The organism is Fictibacillus marinisediminis, assembly GCF_023149135.1.
In the GTDB taxonomy this organism is placed as follows: Bacteria; Bacillota; Bacilli; order Bacillales; family Fictibacillaceae; genus Fictibacillus_C; species Fictibacillus_C marinisediminis.
The window spans coordinates 2942453-2967606 of sequence record NZ_JAIWJX010000002.1 but is presented as its reverse complement, the minus strand read 5'-3'; the positions used below and the strand labels follow the sequence as shown (position 1 = coordinate 2967606).

Here is a 25154-nt window from a genome sequence, read left to right as displayed (position 1 = left end):
GAAGAAGTAATATAAGACATTCAGACATTATTATTACACGAGGCTTTTGGGAGGTGGAACGGTGAGGCATGCCATTGTTACAGCAGGAACTAAAGGACTGGGCAAAAAAGTGTCAGAACAGCTAATCATGCAGGGGTGTTCCATCACTGTAAACTATCGAAGTGACGAAAATGCGGTGAGTCAGCTAAAGCGGGAATGGAAAAGCGATGAGGACCGGATCCAGTTTATAAAAGGTGATGTGACAAAAAAAGAAGATATCCGGTACATTTGTGAATCTGCAATGGAAAGGTTTGGGCGCATCGACTATCTCATCAATAATGCAGGTCCTTATGTGTTTGAACGGAAAAAACTTGCCGATTACCAAGACCATGAATGGTATGAGATGATCGATGGCAATCTGAGCTCCGTATACCATTTCCTCAAATTAACAATTCCTGTGATGAGAAAAAATGGTTTTGGCCGCATCATCACCTATGGATTCCAGGATGCAGAATATACTCCTGGCTGGGTGTACCGTTCAGCCTTCAGCGCAGCGAAAGTGGGTCTCGTATCTTTAACGAAAACGATCGCACTAGAGGAAGCAGAGCATGGCATAACGGCGAATATGGTCTGTCCAGGAAATATTATCGGTGACATGAAGGAAGCCGGAATTGAAGAAGCGAGAGTTTTAAAAGATAAAGACACTCCGATTGGACGTTCTGGCACAGGGGAGGATATCGCCCGCCTGATCGCGTTTCTCTGCGAAGAGAACTCAGACATGATAACAGGCAGCATCATTTCAGCTACCGGGGGGCTCGATGTGATCAACAGGCATCGTAAATAATTAATTGGTTTTTATATTATTTTTTTAGTGGTATGTTAACAATAGACATTGACACGTTTTTACATAAATAATCATTGGCTTACAATGAGGAGGATGAAAAAATGAAGATCGGTGTTCCTACAGAAGTGAAAAATAATGAAAACCGTGTGGCAATGACACCCGCAGGCGTCCTGAACTTAGTGGCTTCCGGCCATGAGGTATACATTCAGACCGGTGCGGGAGAAGGTTCGGGTTTTCATGACAGCGAGTATGAAAAGGCAGGCGGTACGGTTGTTCAGACCGCTGATCAGGCATGGTCCATGGATATGGTCATGAAGGTGAAAGAGCCCCTTCCTGAGGAATACGGATACTTCAGGGAAGGACTCATTCTTTTCACTTACCTGCACCTTGCTCCTGAACCTGAGTTAACAAAAGCGCTGATTGACAACAAAGTAGTGGGCATTGCTTATGAAACGGTACAATTGCCCAACCGTTCACTTCCTCTTTTGACGCCAATGAGTGAAGTGGCAGGACGGATGTCTGCACAGATCGGTGCTCAATTCCTTGAGAAGCCAAAAGGCGGAAAAGGAATTCTGCTTGGCGGCGTACCGGGAGTAAAACGAGGAAAAGTAACCGTTATCGGCGGCGGTGTCGTCGGAACGAATGCAGCGAAAATTGCAATGGGTCTCGGGGCAGATGTTACGATCATTGATTTAAGCCCTGAAAGGCTAAGACAGCTGGATGACATTTTTGGTGCGGAAATCAATACCCTGATCTCCAATCCTTTAAATATTGCACTGGCGGTCAGTGAATCAGACCTGGTAATTGGTGCAGTTCTTATTCCTGGAGCTCGTGCACCAAAGCTGGTTACTGAGGAAATGATCAAATCCATGAAGCCGGGATCAGTGGTAGTTGACGTAGCCATTGACCAAGGCGGAATTTTTGAAACGGTAGATAAGATCACGACGCATGACAATCCAACCTATGAAAAGCATGGTGTTCTTCATTATGCTGTAGCCAATATGCCTGGAGCGGTGCCTAGAACTTCAACGATCGCTCTTACGAATGTAACCGTCCCGTATGCCGTGCAGATCGCCAATCTGGGATATAAAGAAGCTTGCCGGAAAAATGAAGCTCTTTTAAAAGGAATCAATACATTGGAAGGGTATGTCACATACGAAGCCGTAGCAGAAGCTCATGGACTGGAATATAAATCTGTGCACGAGTTTATCGATAAATAAGAAAAGCGGATCCTTTGCGGATCCGCTTTTTTTTGTTTGTTCTTATTTAACGATTACCAGTTCTTTCGTAAACTGAGTGAGGCACTCATGGCCGTTTTCAGTGATATACACATCATCTTCAATTCGGACGCCGCCAACTTCTGGGAGGTAAATCCCTGGTTCGATTGTGTAGACCATGCCTTTGGTCAGCTTATCGTTATTTTTTTCGTTCATGGAAGGATGCTCATGAACATCAAGACCAAGGCCGTGTCCGATGCGATGCGGGAAATGTTGGCCATAGCCGGCATCTTCAATCACTTTTCTTGCAGCAAGGTCGAGATCTCCGACACGGGTGCCGGGTTTACTGAGATCAAGAGATGCCTGCTGTGCTTTCTTAACGATTTCATAAATTTCTTTTTGCTTTTCAGAAACAGACTGATAAGCGACTGTTCTTGTAATATCTGAACAATATCCGTCCACGACTACACCAAGATCAAACAAGACAAAATCCCCGGGCTGGATCTCTTTCATTCCAGGGTTTCCGTGAGGCATGGCCGATTTTTCCCCTGCCAGAATGGTGGTAGAAAACGACATTTCTGCTGCTCCCTTTTTCTTAAGTGCGTACTCCACGGTAGCAACGAGTTCAAGCTCAGTAACGCCTTTTCCGATAGCAGCAATGCCCGTTTCTACTCCAAAATCTGCTAGGCGGGCTGCTTCACGAAGAATAGAGATTTCGTCTTCGCTTTTGATCAGCCGCATGGCATTCAGTTCATGCTCCACTGAAACGAGGGATGCATTAGGGAACAGGTTCAACAGCTGCATGCCGCGATGATAAGAAAGGTGTTCCTTTTCTACGGCGATCGAATCCACTGAAGTAATACCGCGGTCTGTGATTCGTTCAGACAGCATTTCCCAAGGGTTGTCGGTATCAGAGAAACCGATGATCTCATGCTTCCATCCGGCGTTTCTTGCCTGCAGCTCTTCCATTCCGGGACAGACAAGAATTGGTTCTTTGTCCTGGAAAACAAAAACTCCCAGAAGGCGCTCGTGAGGAAAACACCGAAAACCGGACAAATAGTAAACATTGGCCGTTGACGTAACAAAAGCCCCTTGAATATTTTGTTCTTTCAGCCAAGTTGAGAGTGCTTCAATTTTTTGCATGATCTTTATCTTCCTTTCTTATGTATGACGGATTACATTGATAACGATGGAGACATCCTATACTTTCAATGTATCACTATGGATATGGGATGTAAACGAAGCGTCTCAAGAAAAGCGGCGTTTAAGAAGAAGAAAAAACGGAAATGAGAAGGAAATGAAGGTACTGTTTCGAATTGTAGAAATGAGAAAGTAAAAGGAGATGTTGAACATGAAGCTGACTTTTCACGGACAATCTGCGGTAGAGATCCAGACCGAAAAACATTCCATCTGGATTGATCCTTTTATTAAAGGCAATGATACTGCTGTGGTGGATATTGAGGATGTAAAGCCGGATGTCATCCTGCTGACACATGGCCACAATGACCATGCAGGCGATGCGGAAGAAATCGCAAGAAAGAATAACAGTCTAATTGTTGCCCCATTTGAACTGGCTGAATATTTTGGAACCAAGGGGCTGAACGTCCATCCGATGCACATCGGAGGCGGCCATCAATTTGAGTGGGGCCACGTGAAATGGACCCAGGCTTTCCACGGCTCCAGCTTTACGGAAGAAGACGGCACGGTCGTATACACCGGGATGCCTGCAGGTGTTCTGTTTTCTGCTGAAGGAAAGACCATCTATCATGCAGGTGACACAGCTTTATTTTCGGATATGAAGCTGATTGGTGAGAGAAATAATGTTGATGTGGCGTTTTTGCCGATCGGTGACAATTTTACGATGGGGCCGGAAGACGCTGCCACGGCTGCTGAATGGGTGAACGCCAAGCTTACGGTGCCTATCCATTATAATACGTTCCCACTCATCGAGCAGGATGCGGATCAGTTTGTATCTTCTTTAAAAGTGGAAGGTAAAGTTCTGAAACCGGGTGAATCCATCGAAAGATAGCTGTATGTTTAGTCTGCCTCCTTGTTATGATGCATAAGCATGGGATAAGGAGGTTTTTATTATGGCCAGTAACCGTACGTTAAAAGCTTTATGTCTGTTGGCTCTTCTTGTATATGGAATACCCCACCTGCATTTTTCAAAGTCCGGCAGTCCTTCTTTTGTATTTTCTGTCATTTGGCTCACATTTGCCTGCATTGCTTTTATAGCACAGACGAAAGGTTTTTGGATGGCACTGGGGGAATTATCGGAAGATCCAAAACAGCGAAAGAGTGAATATAATGAGGATTCTAGGGAAACCTGCCTTAAGAATCATTGAGTTTCTGTTTTATTGTCTGTATAATCTGTATTAATCAATCTTAGTAGAACAGATAAAACAGAAGCCAAAGGAACGGTGGAAAAACGTGGCTACCAAACATGAGCAAATTATTGAATATATTGAGTCTCTAGAGATCGGTTCCAAAATCTCGGTCCGGCAGATAGCGAAAGCCTTATCTGTCAGTGAAGGTACAGCTTACCGGGCAATCAAGGAAGCTGAGAACCAGGGAGTCGTCAGCACGATTGAACGAGTGGGGACGATACGGATTGAACGGAAGTTAAAAGAGAACATTGAAAAACTGACCTTTGCCGAGGTTGTTAATATTGTGGACGGCCAAGTGCTTGGCGGCAGGGAAGGATTACATAAAACACTGAACAAATTTGTGATCGGTGCGATGAAGCTCGATGCCATGATGAGATATGTCGACCCGGGCAGCCTTCTGATTGTCGGGAACCGGGAGAAAGTCCATGAGCTGGCATTAAACGCCGGTGCAGCGGTACTGATCACGGGTGGATTTGATACGACAGAAGAGGTGAAAAGGCTTGCTGATTCACTTAAGCTTCCAGTCATTTCAACGAGCTATGATTCATTTACAGTAGCAACCATGATTAACAGAGCCATCTATGACCAATTGATCAAAAAGGAAATCGTTTTGGCTTCCGATATTTTGATACCGGCTGAGGACACCCATTTGCTGACCACCGCAGATGACATAGAAAAGTGGTATGAGCTGAATCATGAAACCAAGCATAGCCGGTACCCGGTCATTGACAGTCAGATGAAGGTAGTCGGCATTGTTACGTCAAAGGATATCATTGGAGTGGACAGGTATACTCCCGTTGATAAGGTCATGACCCGTTCGCCGATCACAGTGAACCATAAGACTTCGGTGGCTTCCTGCGCTCACATTATGATCTGGGAAGGGATCGAGCTTTTACCTGTAGTTAATAACAGCCAAAAACTGCTTGGGATTTTGACAAGGCAAGATGTCCTGAAATCTTTGCAGATGATTCAAAAGCAGCCTCAGGTCGGTGAAACGTTTGACGATCTGATCACCGCTTCCATCTCAGAGGTTAAAGATGGACAAGGCCCAAGGTATAAATTCGAAGTGACTCCCCAGATGACGAATTACCTGGGAACGGTATCCTACGGCGTTATGACAACGCTGGTTATTGAAGGGGCAAGCCGGGCACTGAGAAAGATAAAAAAAGGTGACATTGTCGTCGAGAATCTAACGTTTTATTTTATCAAACCTGTGCAGATGGAAAGTACAATTGAGATTGTTCCGCGGGTACTTGAGGTCAGCAGAAAGTTTGGAAAAGTGGATGTTGAGCTCTATCATGATGGAGCGGTCGTTGGCAAGGCGCTGCTCCTGGCACAATTGATCGGTCACCGGTCATAAATAAAGGCTCTTTTCTAAAAGATTGTTGCTTTGGGAACCTTTTTATAAATAGGCTTCATTGACAAGTTGATTGGAGTGGAAGGTGCGAGACTCCTCGAAAATGAATTTCACATTTTCTTCGTGCGATATAACGCTGCCGAAGCCTTCCTTGTCCTGTGGGACTAGCGGGACAGGTGAGACTCAAGTAGGCGAGAAAGTAGGCGCTTGCGCCGGTAAGGCTCACCGCACACCCCCACGGAAAGCGAGCATCCTGAAACGATCAACCACTCCTAAGTGCAACAAAGATTACGAAAACAGCCTAAATAAAAAAGGATGGCTCAAGCTTGTATATCACTTGAGTCACCCTTTTTTTTTATTCATTGAACCGAACGGGAATTCTCAGCTTCTTCAATGGCCAGGGGAAGAAAATGCTTGTACATTTTATAACCGGCAACCATCATAAACAAGCCGTACACTGAAAAAACGATAGCGATCCAAAGCTGGATCTTGTCATCCACCATTGTGAATTCATTCAGTCCGAATGAAAGTAAGAATACGCCCAGTGCCACTTTTGCTTTGGAACCAATCCAGCTTTTTTCATAGGAAGCTTTAGATCGGACTTCTTTTACTTTATAAAAGATGTAAAATGAAAGAGAAACCACAATTAAAATTACAAATAACGGCATATATCTTCTGACCTCCATGTAAGTAATCCTATTCCATTGTAATCGTTGAAGAAAAGAATTGCCAGAAGCTTAGGAAAGAAAAGGGAGAGATATTCGATGAAAGACAAGATACTGGAAATGATTAAAGCTTACGATAAAATCATTATACACCGGCATATACGGCCAGATCCGGATGCACTTGGTTCACAGGGAGGACTTGCCGAGATCATCAAGGCAAGCTTTCCGAAAAAAGAAGTTTATCTGACTGGTGAGGAAGATCCTTCACTAACCTTTCTTGTAAAAATGGATGAGATTACAGATGAGACCTATAAGGGTGCGCTGGTCATTGTCTGTGATACAGCAAATTCACCACGAATCAGTGATGAACGGTTTAAACTGGGAGAGAAACTGATTAAGATCGATCACCATCCTAATGAAGATCCATACGGCGATGAGATATGGGTCGATACGGGGGCCAGTTCCGTGAGCGAGATGATTTATGAATGGTACGAACATGGGAAGGAAAAAGGACTGGTTTTAACCAAGGATGCTGCACGCCTGCTGTACGCGGGAATTGTAAGTGATACCGGCCGATTTTTATACAGCAATACGACGGTGAAAACCTATTATGCAGCAGGAGAACTCGTAAAGAAGGGGATCAATCCTCAGGAGATATTTGATAATCTTTATAAAGTTCATGAGAATACGGCAAGGCTGAATGGATATGTTCTGCAGCACTTTAAAATTATTGATGGATGTGCGGGGTATATTCATCTGCCGGCGGAGATTTTAAAAGAGTATGGCGTTACGGTCAGTGAAGCTTCTTTGCTTGTCAACGCGTTTGCCAATGTGGAAGGAATGCTGGCGTGGGTGTTTTTCGTTGACGAGCCCGGACAGATCAGAGTACGGCTTCGCTCTAAGGGGCCAGTGATCAATATGCTTGCGATGCGTTATAACGGGGGAGGGCATCCGAGGGCATCAGGTGCTACCATCTACAGTGAGGAAGAATCAAAACGGCTGGTCCAAGACCTGGTAAAGCTATGCAAAGATTATCAATCTGCAAACTGAAAGCAAACAAAAAGACCCTTCAAGCGAGGGTCTTCTTGTTTTAGGATTTTTCCGGGATGAACCATGAACCGATATCCGTCACATCTTCATGAACGGGAATATTCAGCTTCATCAGTTCTTTTTTTATGAGTTCGGCTACTTCTTTTGTTTCGGCAAAGGCAGAAAAACCGTTCTGTATTTTTTTGACCTGCTCACGCGCGATTTCTTTACGATTAATAATCAAGCAAAATACCCCCTCTGTCTTGCTTTCTTTTCTTATATTTTAAACAATCCTGCATAAAAATGCTATCAGATTGTTTGAATTGTCACAAAACAGTAAACTTGATTATTTTCAGGACAGGCCGGTTCATCCTTCGGGTATGATTTTCACATGAACTTCCACGGTTGTGTATAAAAATAACTGATCGACGACAACTTTGTATTTTTCGCCATCAACTTCATAGTTCTTGTTTTCAATCGCCTTATAGAGAAGCATCCGCGTTTTATAAATGGATTCAATATCTTCTCCAAGCAGGTTTTCAAGCTGATCCTGCACAGATTCAGAGATCTCGTAAATCGTTAATTGTGAAAGTTTAAGTGTTTGATTGTTGGTGACGAATACTTTTATTTTTTGTACGCGCAGCATTTTTTCATTGTCTTCGTTGCTTTTTTCATAGGTGCTCTTCCACTGGGCAATCTGCTCTTTAAGATCAGCGATATGATGGGATTGTTCCTTTATCGTGCTGACGTAATGTTCGACAGTCATACCGTACTGCATTAAGAAGAAGAGCCATCCGATAATGAATCCAAGCATCATTCCTGAAAAGAAACGCTGATAGCCTTTTCGATTGAAATAAGGAGGAATTCTCATCTTAGTTCAAATTCTCCTGAGTCAGCCATTGCAGCAGCAGCATCGCTGTGTTGGCACCTGCCATCGCGATGAAAATGATGACCAGCTGTTTCACAATTTCATAGGTAGCACCGTTTAAAAAACTGCGCTCAAAGTTTGTTATAGTATCAAACGTACCGCCCATTGCAGCAACAATTGCCCAGATCTTCAGCTTTTTGGCCAGGTCGACTGTTTCCATCAAGGGGGCTTTTCCAACAAGAAAAGAAGCAAGGCCGCCGATGATGGCTCCTCCAAGAATGACGCCGAATGCAATAAAAAAAGTAATAATGATAGTGGACAGAAAATCCCTCATACGCCATCCTCCCTTTTGTATTATTTTTATGGACACTCTGAAGGGAATATGCTTGTTTTCTATACGTTGGGATGATGTATTATAATAAGAAGTAAATGAGATGTTAGGAAGTGGTGCAATGACATTTGTTCCGTTGCATATACATACAGAATACAGTTTGCTTGAAAGTTCCTGCCGGCTGAAGCCGCTTATTCATCGGGCAAAGGAACTTGGATTCCGTGCTCTTGCCATAACGGATAAGCTGAACATGTACGGGGTTATCCCTTTTTATAGAGAATGTATGAAGCAGGGCATCAAACCGATCATTGGGCTTGAGGTAAATCTCCTGCTCAGCCCAGTGTTTGACAAACGGCAAAAACCGGAGATCGGCAAGCTCCTGCTTTATGCCAGAAATAATGAAGGATATCAGAACTTATTGAAGATCAGCACGAAACTCATGCAAGAAACGTCTGCGGTGCCCTCATTGCAAAAAGACGTGCTGAAGGGCCATAATGGCGGGCTTCTGGCCATTTCTTCCGGAGCAGAAGGGGAAATTCAGCAGTTTATCGCAAGGGGAGAAGAAGAAAGGGCGAAAGAGGCTTGCCGGCTATACCGGAATTGGTTTGGCCCTCATTTTTATCTAGGGGTAGAGGACCATGGAACAGGAAAAGAAAAAAATATAAATTTTGAGATTGAACATTTATCGAAAGAAGAAAATATTCTTCTCGCAGCCACTCATGAAACATTCTACATCCATCCAGAAGAAGCCGAATCACACGAAGTCCTGCTCTGCATCAAGAACGGGCAAAAGCTCAATGAACCAGAGCGGGAAGTTCTGCCGACGGAGGAGTTCTATTTGATCTCTTCTGAGGAAATGGAACGGCGGTTTAATCATCTGGCTGGTGCCATCGACGCAACCGCGAAGATTGCTGCCGACTGTAATGTGGAATTGTCGTTCGGCCAGCAGCTGATTCCCGAGTTTCCTCTTCCTGAAGGCACTGATTCTTCAGTATATTTGAGAGAACTTTGTCTGCAGGGGGCAGCAGTACGATACGGTGAGACAAATAAAAAGGTACTTCAACGGCTCAATTATGAACTGGACATTATCCATAAGATGAAGTTCGATGATTACTTTTTAATCGTCTGGGATTTTATGAAATTTGCCCATGAATCAGGAATGATAACCGGACCGGGGCGGGGATCAGCAGCAGGGTCGCTCGTAGCTTATGTACTGCGTATTACGGACGTTGACCCGATTAAGCATGATCTCCTGTTTGAACGGTTTTTAAATCCTGAAAGGGTCACGATGCCCGATATCGATATTGATTTTCCGGACATCAGAAGAGATGAAGTGCTTCAATATGTAAAAGAAAAGTATGGGAATGAGCGTGTAGCACAGATTATTACGTTTGGGACACTCGCGGCAAAAGCAGCGATCCGTGATACAGCAAGAGTGCTTAATTTGCCGGGAAACTTGGTGGATTCGGTATCCAGGCAGATTCCTTCTCGTCCAGGGATGACCCTGTCAAGGGCAGCAGAGGAATCATTCGGACTGCAGAAGCTGTTAAAAGAATCACCGCATGTCCAAAAACTCCTTGAAGTTGCAGGCACGCTCGAAGGGCTGCCCCGTCATGCTTCCACCCATGCGGCGGGCGTTATTATCAGCGGCCGCCCGTTAACCGAATACACTCCTTTGCAGGCTGGAAATGAAGGGATTCCTCTGACTCAATTCAGCATGGAATGGCTTGAAGAGATCGGACTGCTGAAGATGGATTTTCTTGGACTGAGAAATCTTACCTTGCTGGAAGAAATATGCTCGCTGGTACAGAAAGGAACAGGAAGAAAGATCAATCTTAGTGAAATACCTTTTAATGATTCCTCTACATTTGAAATGCTGAGCAAAGGAGATACGACTGGCATTTTCCAGCTGGAATCAGACGGAATGAGAAGGGTGCTTCAGCAATTAAAGCCGACAGAATTTGAAGACATCGTGGCAGTAAATGCGCTTTACAGGCCGGGTCCGATGCAGAACATCCCGGATTATATTGCCGGAAAACATAAGCAGCGCAGTGTGGAGTACCGCCATCCCGACCTTGAACCGATCCTGAAACCCACTTACGGGGTTATCGTTTATCAAGAACAGATCATGAAAATTGCTTCGGAAATGGCAGGTTTCTCCCTTGGTGAAGCTGACCTTCTGAGGCGAGCGGTAAGTAAAAAAAAGCGGGATGTACTCGATCGGGAACGGGAGCACTTTGTGCGGGGCTGTCTAACAAAAGGACATGATGAGCATACCGCGAATGGCCTCTATGACTTAATCGTCCGATTTGCGGATTACGGGTTTAATAGAAGCCACGCTGCAGCATACAGTGTCATCGCCTACCAGCTTGCTTATCTAAAAGCCAATTACCCGCTCTACTTTATGGCCGCTCTATTATCAAGCGTCACCGGCAATCCTGAAAAAATTGAACAATACATTAAAGAATGTGCAGAGAAAAGCATCACGGTAAAGCCTCCTTCGATTATTAGCAGTTTTCTCCATTTTACTGTTGAAGGAGATTGTGTTAGATTTGGTCTGTTGTGCATAAAAAACGCCGGTTATCAAGCAATTAAACATGTTATTGCCGCAAGGGAACAGCATCCGTTTTACGATTTGTTCGATGTTTGTGCCTTTTCTCCTGCCAAGGCTGTAAACAAGCGCACGCTCGAATCGTTGATCTTCGCGGGAGCGCTTGACGATTTTGGACAGGATAGAGCTTGTCTTCTCGCCTCTTTGGACCGGGCGATAGAGTATGGCGATAAAGTGCAGGCTTATCGTGAAGAAAATCAATTTCAGCTTTTTGAAGAACAGGACAGCATCAGAAAGCCGGAATATGTGGAAGTTCCTCCTTTTCAAGAGACAGAACGCTTGAAGTTTGAACAAGAGGCGCTCGGGTTTTATCTATCCGGCCATCCTCTGAAAAAATATAAGCCTGTCCTTGGCAGATTCAGTGCCGTTTCGATCGGGCAGGCACTAAGTCAAAATGCCAAATCCGCAGTGCGTTTAGGCATCATGGTGACGAAAGCAAGAACCATTAAGACGAAAAAAGGCGAACTGATGGCTTTCTTATCGGGAAGCGATGAGTCTGGAGAAATAGAATTTGTCGCCTTTCCTAAGGTTTACAAAGCCTATCACGACCTTTTGCAGAAAGGTGAATTTCTGCTAGTTGAAGGTACTCTTGAGGAGAAGGAAGGAGCATGGCAGGTACTGCTTAATAAAGCGGGTCTGCTTTCCTCCCTCAATGAACGGGAAGAAGTTCAAGAACAGCAGCAAGTGCTGTATTTAAAAATACAAGAGAATCCGTCTTCCACCCGCTTGAATCATCTTAAGGATCTTCTGCGTTCCAGCCATGGAAATGCGGAAGTCATTCTGTATTATGAACAGGACCGCAAAAGCGTAAAGCTATCCCAATTGATTGCCCCCACCACAGAGCTTCTCTCGAAAATTAAAGAGCTTATTGGGGCTGAAAACGTGGTTTTAAAAGGGAAGTAATGTCTTTACAGCCTGCATGCATCTGTTATAATAAATAAGTCAATGAATGGTGGTCTGACCACCAATTAGATTGTTTTATGATGGATATAAGCACACATTGCCGATTAAGGACATTGCTTCACCAAACCATTTGATATTACTTAACTTAATAAAATTAGGAGATGAAATGATGTCTATTTTACGAGAAGAAGCCCTGCATATGCACAGAGTGAACAAAGGAAAGCTGGAATCTACTCCTAAAGTTCCTGTCAGAAATGCAAAGGATTTGAGTCTTGCTTACTCTCCGGGAGTGGCAGAGCCGTGCAAAGATATCTATGATGACAAGTCCAAGGTCTATGAATATACGATGAAGGGCAATACTGTTGCTGTAGTTTCTGATGGTACAGCTGTTCTCGGACTGGGAAATATCGGACCGGAAGCAGCATTGCCGGTCATGGAAGGAAAAGCAGTTCTTTTCAAAAGCTTTGCGGGCGTAGATGCGTTTCCGATTTGTCTGAACACAACAGATGTGGATAAAATTGTTGAGACTGTAAAGCTTCTTGAGCCTACATTCGGCGGTGTAAACCTGGAAGATATCGCGGCCCCTAACTGCTTTCTTGTGGAAGAACGTCTGAAAAAAGAGACCAATATTCCGATCTTCCATGATGATCAGCATGGTACAGCGATCGTTACATTGGCAGGTCTCGTTAACGCTCTTAAACTCTCTAATCGTTCGATGTCAGAGATTAAAGTTGTCGTTAACGGCGCCGGAGCTGCAGGTATCGCTATTATTAAGCTGCTGGACCGTTTCGGTGTAAAAGACATCGTGATGTGTGATACTAAAGGTGCGATCTATGAAGGCCGTCCTTTTGGAATGAACAGTGTAAAAAGCGAAGTGGCCAAATTTACTAATCGTTCCAAAAAAGAAGGTTCACTTAAAGAGGTTATTGCCGGAACCGATCTATTCATCGGAGTATCCGTTGAGGGAGCATTGACTGAAGAGATGATCCGTTCCATGAATGAGAACCCGATCATTTTTGCGATGGCTAATCCGAATCCGGAAATTATGCCGCAGAACGCCAGAGCAGCAGGCGCGATGGTCATTGGTACAGGTCGTTCCGATTTTCCTAACCAGGTTAATAACGTGCTAGCCTTTCCAGGGATTTTCCGGGGTGCTCTTGACGTAAGAGCAACACACATAAACGAAGAAATGAAGATTGCCGCGGTTAACGCGATTGCTAATCTTGTGGCCGAAAGTGAATTAAATCCGGACTATGTGATTCCGGCTCCATTCGATCCGCGTGTTGCGCCTGCTGTTGCAGCAGCCGTTGCCAAAGCAGCTATGGAAACAGGAGTTGCACGGATTAAAGTAGATCCTGAGAAAATTGCTGAAAAAACGATGCGGCTTTCATTGATTGGAAAAGAATAAAGGGTTCTCAGGGGAGGCTGGACAGTTGTCAGGCACATCTGAAAAAGTCTATGTTGAGATCATAAAGAAGATTAAAACGATTATTGAAGAAGATAACCTTCAGGCCGGTGACAAGCTGCCGTCAGAACGTGAACTCACAGACCGTCTGCATGTTGGACGGTCTTCCGTAAGAGAAGCCTTAAGGTCTTTGGAGCTTCTTGGACTGATTGAAACGAGAAGGGGAGAGGGCACGTTCATAAAGCCCGCTACAGGCCACCGGCTTGTAGAGGTTCTTGCTTCGTTTATTTTGCACGACAAAAAAGCGAAGCAGGATCTCTTAGAAACAAAATCGATTATCATCCGTGATTGTATAGAACTTGCTGTACAACGAATCAATGATGCAGATGTTGAAAGCCTGAATGATTTGCTTCACCAAATAAACGAAGCGGATCATCCCGATCAACTTCAGCAACTTTCTTATCAATTTAAGGATACTGTGATTAAATTATGCGATAATCATTTGCTTTACAGGCTCTGGATTGAATTGTCGGGTTATGGTTCATCGCTGCATGGGAATACATTTCTTCTTGATTCAGGGGAATGCTCACAGATTGTGGAGCATTTAAAAAACGGGGACAGCAAGAAAATCATTCAGCTAATGTCTAGTGAATTGTGACATTAAGTTTATAATATAGGTGGTGTTATTTTGTTAAAGGATTTTTTCGCCAAGAAGAAGAAATATGCCACAATTCCAACCGAAAAAATGAAACAGGATGTGCCTGAGGGACTCATGACCATGTGTCCTGAATGCAAACACATTATGTACACAAAAGAGCTGAAAAAGAATCTGCTCGTATGCCAATCCTGCAACTATCATTATCCAATGTCCTCTTATGAGAGAATTGGAAGCCTTGTAGATGAAGGCAGCTTTACAGAATACGATCAGGATATGGTCTCAGAAAACCCGCTTGAATTTCCGGGTTATCTTGAAAAATTAGACAATGACAGAAAAAAAACAAAGATAAACGAAGCTGTTGTTACAGGTGACGGCACGATTAACAGCTTTCCGGCCGTTATCGCTGTCATGGATTCACGCTTCAGGATGGGCAGCATGGGATCGGTCGTTGGAGAAAAAATTTCACGAGCGATCGAACAAGCCATTGAAAAAGAGATTCCGTTTCTTATTTTCACTGCCTCCGGAGGAGCCAGGATGCAGGAAGGAATTCTTAGCTTAATGCAGATGGCCAAAACAAGTGTGGCACTTAAAAAGCTGAGCGACCGCGGACTGTTATTTATATCGGTCATGACGCACCCGACTACCGGCGGCGTTTCCGCAAGCTTTGCATCGGTTGGAGATTATAATTTTGCAGAGCCTAAGGCATTGATCGGTTTTGCCGGCCGCAGGGTCATCGAACAGACCATTCGTGAAGATTTGCCAGAAGATTTCCAGACATCAGAGTTCTTGCTTAAGCATGGACAGCTTGATAAAGTTATTCCAAGAGACGAAATGAAGGATACATTGACTACAGTATTAAAAATTCATTCAGGAAGGAGGGAATAGACATGGTCGGAGAATTAGAATTCGAACGTCCTATCACAGAGCTTAAAAAGAAAATCGCTGAGTTAAAGTCATTCATGCAGGAAAAAGGCATCGATTTAACTGATGAAATCAGCTCTTTGGAAGAGAGGCTGAGCGCTCTTCAAAATGATACGTATGAGAATATGACTCCATGGGACCGTGTACTAGTTGCCCGCCATCCTGAGCGTCCAACAACACTAGACTACATCCCTTCCCTGTTTACAGACTTTATTGAGCTTCATGGGGACCGTCTGTTTGGTGAAGATGAAGCCATTGTCGGCGGTATCGGAATGTTCCATGGCCAGCCGGTAACGGTGATCGGACAGCAGCGCGGAAGAGATACGAAAGAAAACATCCGAAGAAACTTTGGGATGCCGCATCCGGAAGGTTACCGCAAAGCTCTTCGATTGATGAAACAGGCTGAAAAGTTTTCCCGCCCGGTCATTTGCCTTCTTGATACGAAAGGAGCATTTCCCGGGAAGTCGGCTGAAGAAAGAGGACAGAGCGAAGCGATCGCAAGGAACCTTATAGAGATGGCAGGGCTTACTGTACCGATCATCTGCATCATCATCGGTGAAGGAGCCAGCGGCGGGGCCTTAGCCCTTGGAGTAGGGAATCACGTTCATATGCTGGAAAACTCCTGGTACTCCGTTATTTCTCCAGAAGGAGCCGCTTCAATCCTTTGGAAAGATTCTACAAAAGCAAAATTGGCTGCAGAGTCTATGAAAATTACAGCTCCTGATCTAAAGAAACTTGGTGTAATCGACGAAGTGATCGAAGAAGTTAAAGGCGGCGCCCATCATGATTCCGCTGAACAGGCAAGGCGCATCGATGCTGTTTTGCAGCAATCACTCGCCGACCTCCAAAAAATGTCAGAAGAAGAGCTTGTTGAACAGCGATATGAAAAATACAAAAAAATGGGACAATTTACGTTTGTAAACGGTTCCATTGCGATGAAATAAGGAATGTGCTTTCTCCCTAGCGAGAGAGCGCATTTTTTGTCTTTTGTTGTCTATTGTGCTGAAGTTTTGAACATGATATTTTAATAAGATGAGAATACTTGAGAGGTGGAAACTAGATGAAGCGAATTGGGGTTCTTACAAGTGGAGGAGATTCACCAGGTATGAACGCTGCCATTCGTGCTGTAGTTCGAAAGGGGATTTTTCATGATCTTGAAGTTTATGGCATATACAATGGTTATGCAGGATTAATCGCTGGTAACATTACAAAGCTTGAAGTTGGTTCTGTTGGGGATATCATTCACAGAGGAGGCACGATGCTTCGTACCGCACGATGTGAAGAGTTCAAAACACCTGAAGGACAAGCTAAAGGGATTGAACAGCTGAAAAAATATGGTATTGAAGGCCTTGTTGTGATCGGAGGAGACGGATCGTTCCAAGGAGCAAAGAAACTCACTGAACACGGTTTTCCTACGATTGGACTTCCTGGTACGATTGACAACGATATTCCGGGCACCGATTTTACCATAGGATTTGATACTGCTTTAAACACGATCATTGAAGCGATTGATAAAATTCGTGATACTGCAACTTCTCATGACAGAACCTATGTTATTGAAGTGATGGGGCGTGACGCGGGGGACCTTGCTTTATGGGCTGGTCTTGCCGATGGCGCAGAATCCATTCTTATACCTGAAGAAAAGCATGAAATGGAACAAATTATTAATCGATTGAAACTTGGAATTGAACGCGGCAAGAAGCACAGTATTATCATTGTGGCTGAAGGTGTGTGCAGCGGCGTTGAGATTGGCAAGCAAATCGAAGAAAAAACAAACCTTGAGACACGGGTTACTGTGTTGGGGCACATCCAGCGCGGAGGATCTCCTACGGCATTTGACCGCGTGCTTGCAAGCCGTCTGGGCGCCAGAGCTGTTGAATTGCTGCTCGAAGGAAAAGCTGGGCGAACAGTTGGTGTGCAAAAAAATGATTTGGTAGATCATGACATTACAGAAGTATTGGCAAGCAAACACCAGATCGACCAAGGCATGTATCGTCTGTCTCAAGAACTATCTATCTAATTTAACTAAATGCATGTTTTATGAAGTGCAAAATACAGGAGGAAGACCCATGCGTAAAACAAAAATAGTCTGTACCATCGGACCTGCAAGTGAAAGTGTGGAGAAGTTAACACAGCTCATTGAAACAGGTATGAATGTGGCTCGTCTAAACTTTTCCCACGGAGATTTTGAAGAACATGGGGCGCGTATCAAAAATATTAGAGAAGCGTCTGCCAAGCTTGGTAAGACTGTTGCGATTCTTTTAGATACAAAAGGCCCGGAAATCCGTACACAAACACTTGAAGGCGGAGTTGCGGAACTTCAGTCAGGTGAAGAGCTTGTTATTTCTATGGAAGAAGTAATGGGGACAAGCCAGAAGATTTCTGTAACCTACCCGGGACTTGTTGATGATGTTCATGTCGGCTCTAAAATCCTTCTTGACGATGGCTTGATTGAGCTTGAAGTTACACACGTTGGTTCCAAAGAAATAACGACAAAGATTTTGAACAGCGGAACTTTAAAAAATAAAAAAGGCGTAAACGTTCCAAACGTAAGCGTGAAGCTTCCGGGTATTACAGAAAAGGATGCTAAGGACATTGAGTTTGGTATCGAGCAGGGAATTGATTTCATCGCTGCTTCCTTTGTACGCCGTGCAACAGATGTTCTAGAGATCCGTGAGATCCTTGAAAAACACAATGCACAAAGTATTCAAATCATCCCTAAGATCGAAAACCAAGAAGGTGTCGAAAATATTGATGAGATTCTGGCAGTATCTGACGGCTTGATGGTTGCCCGCGGTGACTTAGGCGTAGAGATTCCTGCTGAGGAAGTGCCTCTTGTACAAAAAATGCTGATCAAAAAATGCAATGAACTAGGGAAACCTGTCATCACAGCAACCCAAATGCTTGATTCCATGCAGCGCAACCCTCGTCCGACACGTGCAGAAGCAAGCGATGTGGCTAACGCAATCTTTGACGGTACAGATGCGATCATGCTTTCTGGTGAAACAGCTGCAGGAACGTATCCTGTTGAAGCGGTGCAAACGATGCATAAGATTGCTAAACGTGCAGAATCTGCATTGGATTATCGAAACATCCTGTCTCAGCGCAGCAAGGAAAGCAAAACAACGATCACCGATGCCATTTCTCAATCGGTTTCCTTTACAGCTTTAAATCTTGAAGCAGATGCGGTGATCACTGCGACTGAACGCGGAATGACAGCGCGCATGATCTCTAAATACCGCCCTAAGGCACCTCTTATCGCGGTGACAAGCCATGAAGATGTAATGAGAAAGCTATCACTCGTATGGGGAGTACACCCTGTTAAAGGGAAGAAAGCCAATACTACGGATGAAATGTTCCAGATTGCAATCGATTCTTCACTTGAAAGCAACCTGGTTGAACATGGAAATTTAGTCGTAATTACGGCTGGAGTTCCTGTAGGCAAAACAGGTTCGACCAACCTTCTGAAAGTTCACGTTATCGGTGATGTACTTGCGAAGGGACAAGGCATCGGACAGCAATCTGCAACTGGTAAGGTGGTTATTGCACGAAATACGGAAGAAGCTTCAAACGTTAACGAAGGCGACATCCTGGTAACCATCGGAACAGACCGCGAAATGATGCCAGCAATAGAAAAAGCTGCGGCGATCATTACTGAAGAAGGCGGTTTGACCAGCCATGCAGCAGTAGTCGGCATCAGCCTGGGCAAACCAGTTATTGTGGGCCTTCAAGACGCTACAAAGCTTCTAAAAGACGGACAGGAAATCACAGTTGACGCTTCTAAAGGCGATATCTACGACGGGCATAAAAACGTTCTATAATTTATAATAAAAAGAGAAGGTGTCCAGCCTTCTCTTTTTTCTTAGGCTTTGTTAAAGCATATTGTTGATTTTCAAAATGGAAACCTTTCTAAAAGGAGCAATTTTTATGTTCAGGATCTTATTTGTATTGCTGCTGATCATACCCGCCGCTGAAATAGGAATATTGGTGTGGGTAGGGAATCTGATCGGCCCGATTCCTACCGTAGCATTAATCATTTTCACAGGCCTTTTAGGAGCATGGCTGGCCAAGAGAGAGGGGCTGAACGCTCTCAGAAATGCACAGAGCCAGCTGCAAAACGGCCAGGTGCCAGGCACCGTACTGATTGACGGGATCTGTATCCTTGCGGGAGGCGTATTTTTGTTCACCCCAGGGTTCATCTCTGACATTTTCGGCTTCCTGCTGCTTTTTCCGCCGACCCGATCTATAGCCAAAGTTCAGCTATTGCGTTATTTTCAGCGGAAAATTAAGTCCGGACAGTATAATTTCTATTGGAAACGATAAAAGAGCATCCATTCGGAGGCTCTCTTCTTTTTGGGGGGAATAAGGCGGGGTTCTGGGAGGGGTATAGTAGAATACCCACGGAAATGAGTGATTTACCCGCCGAAACGAATGAAATACACGCCAAAATAAATATTTACCCGCTAAAATCACCCATTTACCCGCCAAAACATGATTATGGTAAACTACTTCCATTTTGAATCATTCAACGAATTCAGCTCTTCCCTTTAATAAAATAATACACTTCATGAAAGAACTGAGCCTGGTGGAGGGCACGGATGATAACAAGGAAGGCTGGTCCAATCAGAAGGCCGAGGAACCCGAACCATTGGAACCCGACAAACAGAACAATGAGTGTGGCAAGAGGATCGAGCCCTATGGTCGAGGAAAGGATTTTTGGTTCAGTCAGCTGCCGCTGGATGATGAGCACGCTATAGAGGACGGAAAGCCCGACGGTTAACGGGTAATTGCCGGAAACAAAAGTATAGGCGATCCAGGGCATGAATACCGCTCCTGTTCCTAAATAGGGCAGCAGGTCCACCGCACCAATTAACAAAGCAATCGTAATGGCATATTCTATCCGAAGAAGCAATAGGCCAATTAATACGATAAAGGCTGTAATGGAAATGAGCGTCAATTGAGCTTTCGCAAAACCAAACAGTGCTTTGCGGAGCTCGATATAGACGGTTCGGGTACTCGCTATCCACTTATCGGAAGAAATCTTTCGGAGATATCCGGAAAAACGATACCAGTCTTTGCAAATAAAAAAAGCAGCGAGAATTGAAAATATTAGCACGGAAACAAGGCTTGGAAGACTGACAAGAACAGCAGAAATCAGGTTGACGGTATCCTGCGCCAGGTTGCTGACTGTTGTAGTAATGTGGGTTCCGACTGCATCGATATTTTTCATGATTGTATGCTGGTGGCCGTTGTCGAGATTGTTAAACATGCGGTTGATGTCATTATAAAGCGGCAGGATTTTATTTTTGAAATAGATTTCCATGTATTGTACCAGCGTTTTACTGTAATCAGGAAGAACATGTGCCAAGTAGGCGAAACCTGAAAAAATTTCTCGCATCAGGAGCAAAACCGCTCCTGCCAGTGCGGCAATAAGAAGCAGAAGAGCTGTAAAAACGGCAAATCCCCGGTGCATTTTACCCTTTTCTTCTAAAAAGTTAACGAATGGATTGATCGACATGGCGATGATTCCACCAAGGATAAAAGGGTACGTCACTTTGGAAAGAAAAAAACAGGCAAGTAAGACAATGGAAAATAAACATACTATGAGGAAGAAGCGCAGAATTCGGTGCAAATACTCATTGTTCATATCTTCACCATCCGTTCCGGTCACTAGCAAAATAGAAAGAAGGGCTACCCATCATGCAGTCAACATTATTTTTGGTCATCTTGCTGGCCATTGGAATCATAGCGAAAAATCAGTCCTTGATTATTGCTCTCTCTGTACTGCTTGTCCTTAAATTTACAGGCATTGGAGAAAAGGTCTTTCCGCTGATCCAGCAGAAAGGCATCAATTGGGGCGTTACGATCATCACGATTGCTGTTTTGATTCCGATCGCTACAGGTGACATCGGATTTAAGCAGCTTCAGGAAGCTTTGAAGTCCTCCTTTGCGTGGATTGCCTTGCTTTCAGGAATTTTTGTAGCCATCATCGCATCAAAAGGGATCACCCTTCTTCAAGATGATCCGCATATAACAGCAGCTCTTGTTTTCGGCACCATTCTTGCTGTTGCTTTCTTAAACGGAGTTGCTGTAGGCCCATTAATCGGGGCAGGAATTGCGTATATGGCAATGAAAGTTGTCGAATTTTTCAGTGCGTAAACAACGAAAAAAGGCATTTCCATTCACAAAGCCCTGTTTATTGTTTATAATTGACTTATATGTTCCAATTCCTTTAAATAGTCTACATTTCTTTATACGCTAGAAATGTAAGCTCTTACTTATAAGAGTTTTTTGGTTTTGTGCTTTTCTATTAAAGGAGAAAGAGAATTTAGAAAGGGAGAGATAACCATGACAGCAACAAGAGGATTAGAAGGTGTAGTAGCCACAACCTCATCTGTCAGCTCAATCATTGATGATGTACTGACATACAGAGGGTTCAGTATTGATGACTTAGCAGACCACGCAACATTTGAGGAAGTAGTATATTTATTGTGGAATGGAAAACTTCCTAATGAAAAGGAACTTAATCAATTCAAAGCAGAGCTTGCTGAGCAAGCCGCTGTATCTGATGATTTAATCCAGCATTTGAAATCGCTTCCTTTAAAAGGTGTACATCCAATGGCCATTCTTCGTACAGCGGTTTCCATGCTTGGAATGTATGATGAAGATGCTGAGGATATGTCTACCGAAGGAAATTACAAAAAAGCGGTAAAACTTCAAGCGCAGATTTCAACAGTTGTTACAGCGTTTGCAAGGATCCGTGAAGGAAAAGAACCGGTTGCTCCGCGCAAGGATCTCGGTCTCGCGGCAAACTTCCTATACATGCTTACTGGCAATGAGCCAGACGAAGTTGCAGTGGAAGCGTTTAACAAGGCTTTGGTTCTTCATGCCGACCATGAGCTAAATGCTTCAACATTTACAGCACGTGTTGCGGTCGCTACATTATCTGACATGTATTCTGGTGTTACTGCAGCAATCAGTGCCTTAAAAGGACCTCTTCACGGAGGAGCAAACGAGCAAGTTATGAAAATGCTCAGCGAAATCAATAGTGAAGAGAACGTGGAAAGCTACTTAAGAAATGCGATCGATAACAAACAAAAGATCATGGGCTTTGGGCACCGTGTATATAAGAGCGGGGACCCTCGCGCGAAACATCTTCGTGAAATGAGCAAACAGCTGACAACAACAACAGGCGAAGAAAAATGGTATAATATGTCTGTGAAATTAGAAGAACTGCTGAAAGAAGAAAAAGGACTTCTTCCGAATGTAGACTTCTATTCTGCAAGCGTATACCACAGCCTTGGCATCCCTCACGATATTTTCACACCGATTTTTGCGGTGAGCCGTGTATCCGGCTGGATTGCCCACATTCTTGAACAATATGAGAATAACCGCCTGATTCGTCCGCGTGCAGATTATACCGGACCATCCATGCAAAAGTACACACCGCTTTCTGAACGCTAATTCTTAAAAAGAAAAGAGAAGAGGGGTTACTCTTCTCTTTTGAAAGTTATTTTAGTAGGATAGAAAAGTAAGAGATTTTAGATAGGAGGACGAGCAACATGTCAAATGGAGAGCGTATTACAGTAGATAACGGGGTATTAAATGTACCTAACCAGCCAATTATTCCTTTTATTGAGGGAGATGGGACTGGCCCTGATATTTGGGCGGCAGCATCACGTGTTCTTGAAGCAGCAGTAAACAAAGCATACAATGGCGAAAAGAAAATCGTCTGGAAAGAAGTTCTTGCCGGAGAAAAGGCATTCAACGAAACTGGTGAATGGCTTCCGTCAGAAACACTTGATGTGATCCGCGATTACATAATCGCAATTAAAGGACCTCTTACAACGCCGGTTGGCGGAGGTATCCGTTCATTAAACGTGGCGCTTCGCCAGGAGCTGGACTTATTCACTTGTCTTCGCCCGGTTCGTTATTTCCAAGGTGTACCTTCACCTGTTAAGCGTCCGGAAGATACAGACATGGTCATCTTCCGTGAAAATACAGAAGATATCTATGCTGGAATTGAATATGCGAGCGGTTCTGATGAAGTGAAGAAGGTTATCTCTTTCCTCCAGGAAGAAATGGGAGTAAAGAAAATCCGTTTCCCTGAAACTTCAGGTATCGGAATTAAGCCGGTTTCTTCTGAAGGGACAAAACGTCTTGTTCGTGCTGCCCTTCAGTATGCAATCAGCGAAGGACGCAAGAGCTTAACACTTGTCCACAAAGGAAACATCATGAAATTTACAGAAGGTGCTTTCAAAAACTGGGGCTACGAGCTTGCTGAACAAGAATTCGGCGATAAAGTATTCACTTGGGCTCAATATGACCGCATTGTTGAAGAGCAAGGAAAAGATGCTGCGAATAAAGCACAAGCTGAAGCAGAAGCTGCTGGCAAAATTATCGTAAAAGATTCTATTGCTGATATCTTCCTTCAACAGATCCTTACTCGTCCTGCAGAGTTCGATGTTGTAGCGACAATGAACCTTAACGGAGACTACATTTCTGATGCACTTGCTGCACAAGTAGGCGGAATCGGAATTGCTCCTGGAGCAAACATCAACTATGAAACTGGACATGCGATCTTTGAAGCAACACATGGTACAGCTCCTAAATATGCGGGCTTGGATAAAGTTAACCCTTCTTCTGTTATCCTTTCAGGTGTATTAATGCTTGAACACCTTGGATGGCAGGAAGCAGCTAAACTCATTACAAATGCTATGGAAAAAGCGATTGCCGGCAAAGTAGTCACTTATGATTTCGCTCGTTTGATGGACGGCGCTACAGAAGTGAAATGTTCTGAGTTTGCTGACGAACTCATCAGCAACATGTAATAAAAAATGGCCCCGGCTCGCCGGGGCCACTGTTTAAATCACGGAAGTCAAGTGTAGCTCCAGCGCTTGTCAAACCAAAAAATGAGCGCTTACGCTTTTCTAAATAGAACCAGGATAATTTGGAGGGATTCTTTATGGCAGTGAACACACGCAAAAAGATTTCAGTCATTGGTGCAGGTTTTACAGGAGCAACAACAGCATTTATCGCAGCACAAAAAGAACTTGGGGATGTAGTGCTTGTTGACATTCCTCAAGCAGAAAATCCTACTAAAGGAAAAGCGTTGGACATGCTTGAAGCAAGCCCAGTACAAGGATTCGATGCGAACATCATCGGTACTTCCAACTATGAGGATACAAAAGATTCCGATGTAGTAGTTATCACTGCAGGAATTGCACGTAAACCAGGTATGAGCCGTGATGATCTTGTGAACACAAATGCAAAAGTCATGAAAAGCGTTACACAGGAAATCGTGAAATATTCACCGAACACTGTAATCATCGTTCTAACTAACCCGGTTGATGCGATGACTTACACAGTTCTAAAAGAATCCTGTTTCCCGAAAAGCCGTGTAATCGGCCAATCCGGTATCCTTGATTCTGCTCGTTTCCGTACGTTCATCTCTCAAGAATTAAACCTCTCTGTAAAAGATATTACCGGTTTTGTTCTTGGCGGACACGGGGACGACATGGTGCCGCTTGTACGCTACTCTTATGCTGGCGGAATTCCATTAGAAAAATTAATTCCACAAGAACGTTTGGATGCGATTGTTGAACGTACTCGCAAAGGCGGCGGAGAAATCGTAAACCTTCTTGGAAACGGAAGTGCTTATTACGCTCCTGCTGCTTCATTGGTTGAAATGGTGGAAGCGGTATTGAAAGACCAAAGACGTGTTCTTCCGACTATCGCTTACCTCGAAGGCGAATACGGCTATAATGGAATTTGCCTTGGCGTTCCTACAATCGTAGGCGGAAACGGCCTTGAAGAAATCATTGAGCTTGAATTATCAGCAGATGAAAAAGCAGCGCTAGACCGTTCTGCAGAATCTGTGAAAAGCGTAATGAACGTATTAGCATAAATCATTAGGTAAAAAGGTTCGGGTTTTTCCGAATCTTTTTATCACATCACAAATGTAAGCGTTTACTTTAGG

The 25154-nt window shown here is 44.0% G+C and carries 24 protein-coding genes; 18 read left to right on the top strand and 6 right to left on the bottom strand.

The features are described 5' to 3' along the window. Positions 1-61: 61 nt before the first annotated feature. Positions 62-823: an SDR family oxidoreductase gene (locus tag LCY76_RS15790; protein ID WP_248253405.1), complete on the top strand. Its 762-nt coding sequence runs from the start codon at positions 62-64 to the stop codon at positions 821-823. Positions 824-924: 101 nt separating this feature from the next. Next, positions 925-2043: an alanine dehydrogenase gene (gene ald / locus LCY76_RS15785; protein WP_248253404.1), complete on the top strand. Its 1119-nt coding sequence runs from the start codon at positions 925-927 to the stop codon at positions 2041-2043. A 42-nt stretch (positions 2044-2085) separates the two neighbouring features. Here the strand turns inward: ald and LCY76_RS15780 are convergent, their stop codons facing one another. Further along, positions 2086-3186, bottom strand: a complete 1101-nt coding sequence (locus LCY76_RS15780) for a M24 family metallopeptidase (protein ID WP_248254698.1) — start codon at positions 3184-3186, stop codon at positions 2086-2088. Between the two features lie 205 nt (positions 3187-3391). Between LCY76_RS15780 and LCY76_RS15775 the strand changes: the two genes are divergently transcribed. From LCY76_RS15775 to LCY76_RS15765, 3 genes are all read left to right on the top strand, one after another. Next, entirely contained in the window at positions 3392-4069 is a 678-nt protein-coding gene (locus LCY76_RS15775; protein WP_248253403.1) for a metal-dependent hydrolase, read from the top strand. 61 nt (positions 4070-4130) lie between these two features. Next, on the top strand, positions 4131-4385 hold the full coding sequence (locus LCY76_RS15770) for a hypothetical protein (RefSeq protein WP_248253402.1): 255 nt from the start codon (positions 4131-4133) through the stop codon (positions 4383-4385). 85 nt (positions 4386-4470) lie between these two features. Further along, positions 4471-5787, top strand: a complete 1317-nt coding sequence (locus tag LCY76_RS15765) for a DRTGG domain-containing protein (protein WP_248253401.1) — start codon at positions 4471-4473, stop codon at positions 5785-5787. A 356-nt stretch (positions 5788-6143) separates the two neighbouring features. Here the strand turns inward: LCY76_RS15765 and LCY76_RS15760 are convergent, their stop codons facing one another. Further along, positions 6144-6452 (bottom strand): YtpI family protein, encoded by a 309-nt coding sequence (locus LCY76_RS15760; protein ID WP_053357574.1) that lies wholly within the window; start codon positions 6450-6452, stop codon positions 6144-6146. Between the two features lie 96 nt (positions 6453-6548). Between LCY76_RS15760 and LCY76_RS15755 the strand changes: the two genes are divergently transcribed. Then, positions 6549-7499 (top strand): DHH family phosphoesterase, encoded by a 951-nt coding sequence (locus LCY76_RS15755; protein WP_248253400.1) that lies wholly within the window; start codon positions 6549-6551, stop codon positions 7497-7499. Between the two features lie 40 nt (positions 7500-7539). Here the strand turns inward: LCY76_RS15755 and LCY76_RS15750 are convergent, their stop codons facing one another. The 3 genes from LCY76_RS15750 to LCY76_RS15740 all read right to left on the bottom strand — a co-directional run bounded on the left by LCY76_RS15750 (position 7540) and on the right by LCY76_RS15740 (position 8680). Continuing rightward, positions 7540-7722 (bottom strand): YtzJ family protein, encoded by a 183-nt coding sequence (locus LCY76_RS15750; protein WP_053357576.1) that lies wholly within the window; start codon positions 7720-7722, stop codon positions 7540-7542. A 123-nt stretch (positions 7723-7845) separates the two neighbouring features. Next, the gene (gene ytrI, locus LCY76_RS15745; RefSeq protein WP_248253399.1) at positions 7846-8349 is read right to left on the bottom strand and encodes a sporulation membrane protein YtrI; all 504 of its coding nucleotides are present in this window, start codon (positions 8347-8349) and stop codon (positions 7846-7848) included. 1 nt (position 8350) lies between these two features. Next, the gene (locus LCY76_RS15740; RefSeq protein WP_053357578.1) at positions 8351-8680 is read right to left on the bottom strand and encodes a YtrH family sporulation protein; all 330 of its coding nucleotides are present in this window, start codon (positions 8678-8680) and stop codon (positions 8351-8353) included. Between the two features lie 118 nt (positions 8681-8798). Here LCY76_RS15740 and LCY76_RS15735 point away from each other — a divergent pair, with 118 nt between their 5' ends. The 8 genes from LCY76_RS15735 (at position 8799) to LCY76_RS15700 (ending at position 19498) form a co-directional block, all read left to right on the top strand. Beyond that, complete coding sequence (locus LCY76_RS15735; protein WP_248253398.1) at positions 8799-12191, top strand: DNA polymerase III subunit alpha; 3393 nt, start codon at positions 8799-8801, stop codon at positions 12189-12191. Positions 12192-12360: 169 nt separating this feature from the next. Then, a complete protein-coding gene (gene ystJ / locus LCY76_RS15730) occupies positions 12361-13599 on the top strand; it encodes an NADP-dependent malic enzyme (protein WP_248253397.1) in 1239 nt (412 codons plus the stop codon). Between the two features lie 25 nt (positions 13600-13624). Beyond that, positions 13625-14254 (top strand): FadR/GntR family transcriptional regulator, encoded by a 630-nt coding sequence (locus LCY76_RS15725; protein ID WP_248253396.1) that lies wholly within the window; start codon positions 13625-13627, stop codon positions 14252-14254. Between the two features lie 30 nt (positions 14255-14284). Next, positions 14285-15139 (top strand): acetyl-CoA carboxylase, carboxyltransferase subunit beta, encoded by an 855-nt coding sequence (gene accD, locus LCY76_RS15720; RefSeq protein WP_248253395.1) that lies wholly within the window; start codon positions 14285-14287, stop codon positions 15137-15139. A gap of 2 nt (positions 15140-15141) precedes the next feature. Then, positions 15142-16119, top strand: a complete 978-nt coding sequence (locus LCY76_RS15715; RefSeq protein ID WP_248253394.1) for an acetyl-CoA carboxylase carboxyltransferase subunit alpha — start codon at positions 15142-15144, stop codon at positions 16117-16119. Between the two features lie 116 nt (positions 16120-16235). Then, positions 16236-17195, top strand: a complete 960-nt coding sequence (gene pfkA, locus LCY76_RS15710; protein ID WP_248253393.1) for a 6-phosphofructokinase — start codon at positions 16236-16238, stop codon at positions 17193-17195. Positions 17196-17244: 49 nt separating this feature from the next. Next, the gene (pyk, locus tag LCY76_RS15705) at positions 17245-18996 is read left to right on the top strand and encodes a pyruvate kinase (protein ID WP_248253392.1); all 1752 of its coding nucleotides are present in this window, start codon (positions 17245-17247) and stop codon (positions 18994-18996) included. Between the two features lie 106 nt (positions 18997-19102). Further along, the gene (locus LCY76_RS15700; RefSeq protein ID WP_053357586.1) at positions 19103-19498 is read left to right on the top strand and encodes an FxsA family protein; all 396 of its coding nucleotides are present in this window, start codon (positions 19103-19105) and stop codon (positions 19496-19498) included. A 211-nt stretch (positions 19499-19709) separates the two neighbouring features. On the opposite strand, the gene ytvI is transcribed toward LCY76_RS15700, so the two are convergent. Next, positions 19710-20822, bottom strand: a complete 1113-nt coding sequence (gene ytvI, locus LCY76_RS15695) for a sporulation integral membrane protein YtvI (protein WP_248253391.1) — start codon at positions 20820-20822, stop codon at positions 19710-19712. A gap of 53 nt (positions 20823-20875) precedes the next feature. Here ytvI and LCY76_RS15690 point away from each other — a divergent pair, with 53 nt between their 5' ends. The 4 genes from LCY76_RS15690 (at position 20876) to mdh (ending at position 25082) form a co-directional block, all read left to right on the top strand. After that, on the top strand, positions 20876-21334 hold the full coding sequence (locus LCY76_RS15690; RefSeq protein WP_248253390.1) for a DUF441 domain-containing protein: 459 nt from the start codon (positions 20876-20878) through the stop codon (positions 21332-21334). Positions 21335-21523: 189 nt separating this feature from the next. Continuing rightward, positions 21524-22639, top strand: coding sequence for a citrate synthase (citZ, locus tag LCY76_RS15685; protein WP_248253389.1), 1116 nt, complete (start codon positions 21524-21526; stop codon positions 22637-22639). Between the two features lie 98 nt (positions 22640-22737). Continuing rightward, complete coding sequence (icd, locus tag LCY76_RS15680) at positions 22738-24006, top strand: NADP-dependent isocitrate dehydrogenase (protein ID WP_248253388.1); 1269 nt, start codon at positions 22738-22740, stop codon at positions 24004-24006. A 134-nt stretch (positions 24007-24140) separates the two neighbouring features. Next, positions 24141-25082, top strand: coding sequence for a malate dehydrogenase (gene mdh, locus LCY76_RS15675; protein ID WP_248253387.1), 942 nt, complete (start codon positions 24141-24143; stop codon positions 25080-25082). Positions 25083-25154: the final 72 nt, after the last annotated feature.

Bases quoted from the DNA above. Each gene is read 5' to 3' on its own strand.
- ald (WP_248253404.1), top strand. From the start codon at position 925: ATGAAGATCGGTGTTCCTACAGAAGTGAAAAATAATGAAAACCGTGTG.
- LCY76_RS15775 (WP_248253403.1), top strand. From the start codon at position 3,392: ATGAAGCTGACTTTTCACGGACAATCTGCGGTAGAGATCCAGACCGAA.
- LCY76_RS15770 (WP_248253402.1), top strand. From the start codon at position 4,131: ATGGCCAGTAACCGTACGTTAAAAGCTTTATGTCTGTTGGCTCTTCTT.
- LCY76_RS15760 (WP_053357574.1), bottom strand. From the start codon at position 6,452: ATGCCGTTATTTGTAATTTTAATTGTGGTTTCTCTTTCATTTTACATC.
- LCY76_RS15755 (WP_248253400.1), top strand. From the start codon at position 6,549: ATGAAAGACAAGATACTGGAAATGATTAAAGCTTACGATAAAATCATT.
- ytrI (WP_248253399.1), bottom strand. From the start codon at position 8,349: ATGAGAATTCCTCCTTATTTCAATCGAAAAGGCTATCAGCGTTTCTTT.
- LCY76_RS15740 (WP_053357578.1), bottom strand. From the start codon at position 8,680: ATGAGGGATTTTCTGTCCACTATCATTATTACTTTTTTTATTGCATTC.
- LCY76_RS15735 (WP_248253398.1), top strand. From the start codon at position 8,799: ATGACATTTGTTCCGTTGCATATACATACAGAATACAGTTTGCTTGAA.
- ystJ (WP_248253397.1), top strand. From the start codon at position 12,361: ATGTCTATTTTACGAGAAGAAGCCCTGCATATGCACAGAGTGAACAAA.
- LCY76_RS15715 (WP_248253394.1), top strand. From the start codon at position 15,142: ATGGTCGGAGAATTAGAATTCGAACGTCCTATCACAGAGCTTAAAAAG.
- pfkA (WP_248253393.1), top strand. From the start codon at position 16,236: ATGAAGCGAATTGGGGTTCTTACAAGTGGAGGAGATTCACCAGGTATG.
- pyk (WP_248253392.1), top strand. From the start codon at position 17,245: ATGCGTAAAACAAAAATAGTCTGTACCATCGGACCTGCAAGTGAAAGT.
- LCY76_RS15700 (WP_053357586.1), top strand. From the start codon at position 19,103: ATGTTCAGGATCTTATTTGTATTGCTGCTGATCATACCCGCCGCTGAA.
- ytvI (WP_248253391.1), bottom strand. From the start codon at position 20,822: ATGAACAATGAGTATTTGCACCGAATTCTGCGCTTCTTCCTCATAGTA.
- LCY76_RS15690 (WP_248253390.1), top strand. From the start codon at position 20,876: ATGCAGTCAACATTATTTTTGGTCATCTTGCTGGCCATTGGAATCATA.
- citZ (WP_248253389.1), top strand. From the start codon at position 21,524: ATGACAGCAACAAGAGGATTAGAAGGTGTAGTAGCCACAACCTCATCT.
- icd (WP_248253388.1), top strand. From the start codon at position 22,738: ATGTCAAATGGAGAGCGTATTACAGTAGATAACGGGGTATTAAATGTA.
- mdh (WP_248253387.1), top strand. From the start codon at position 24,141: ATGGCAGTGAACACACGCAAAAAGATTTCAGTCATTGGTGCAGGTTTT.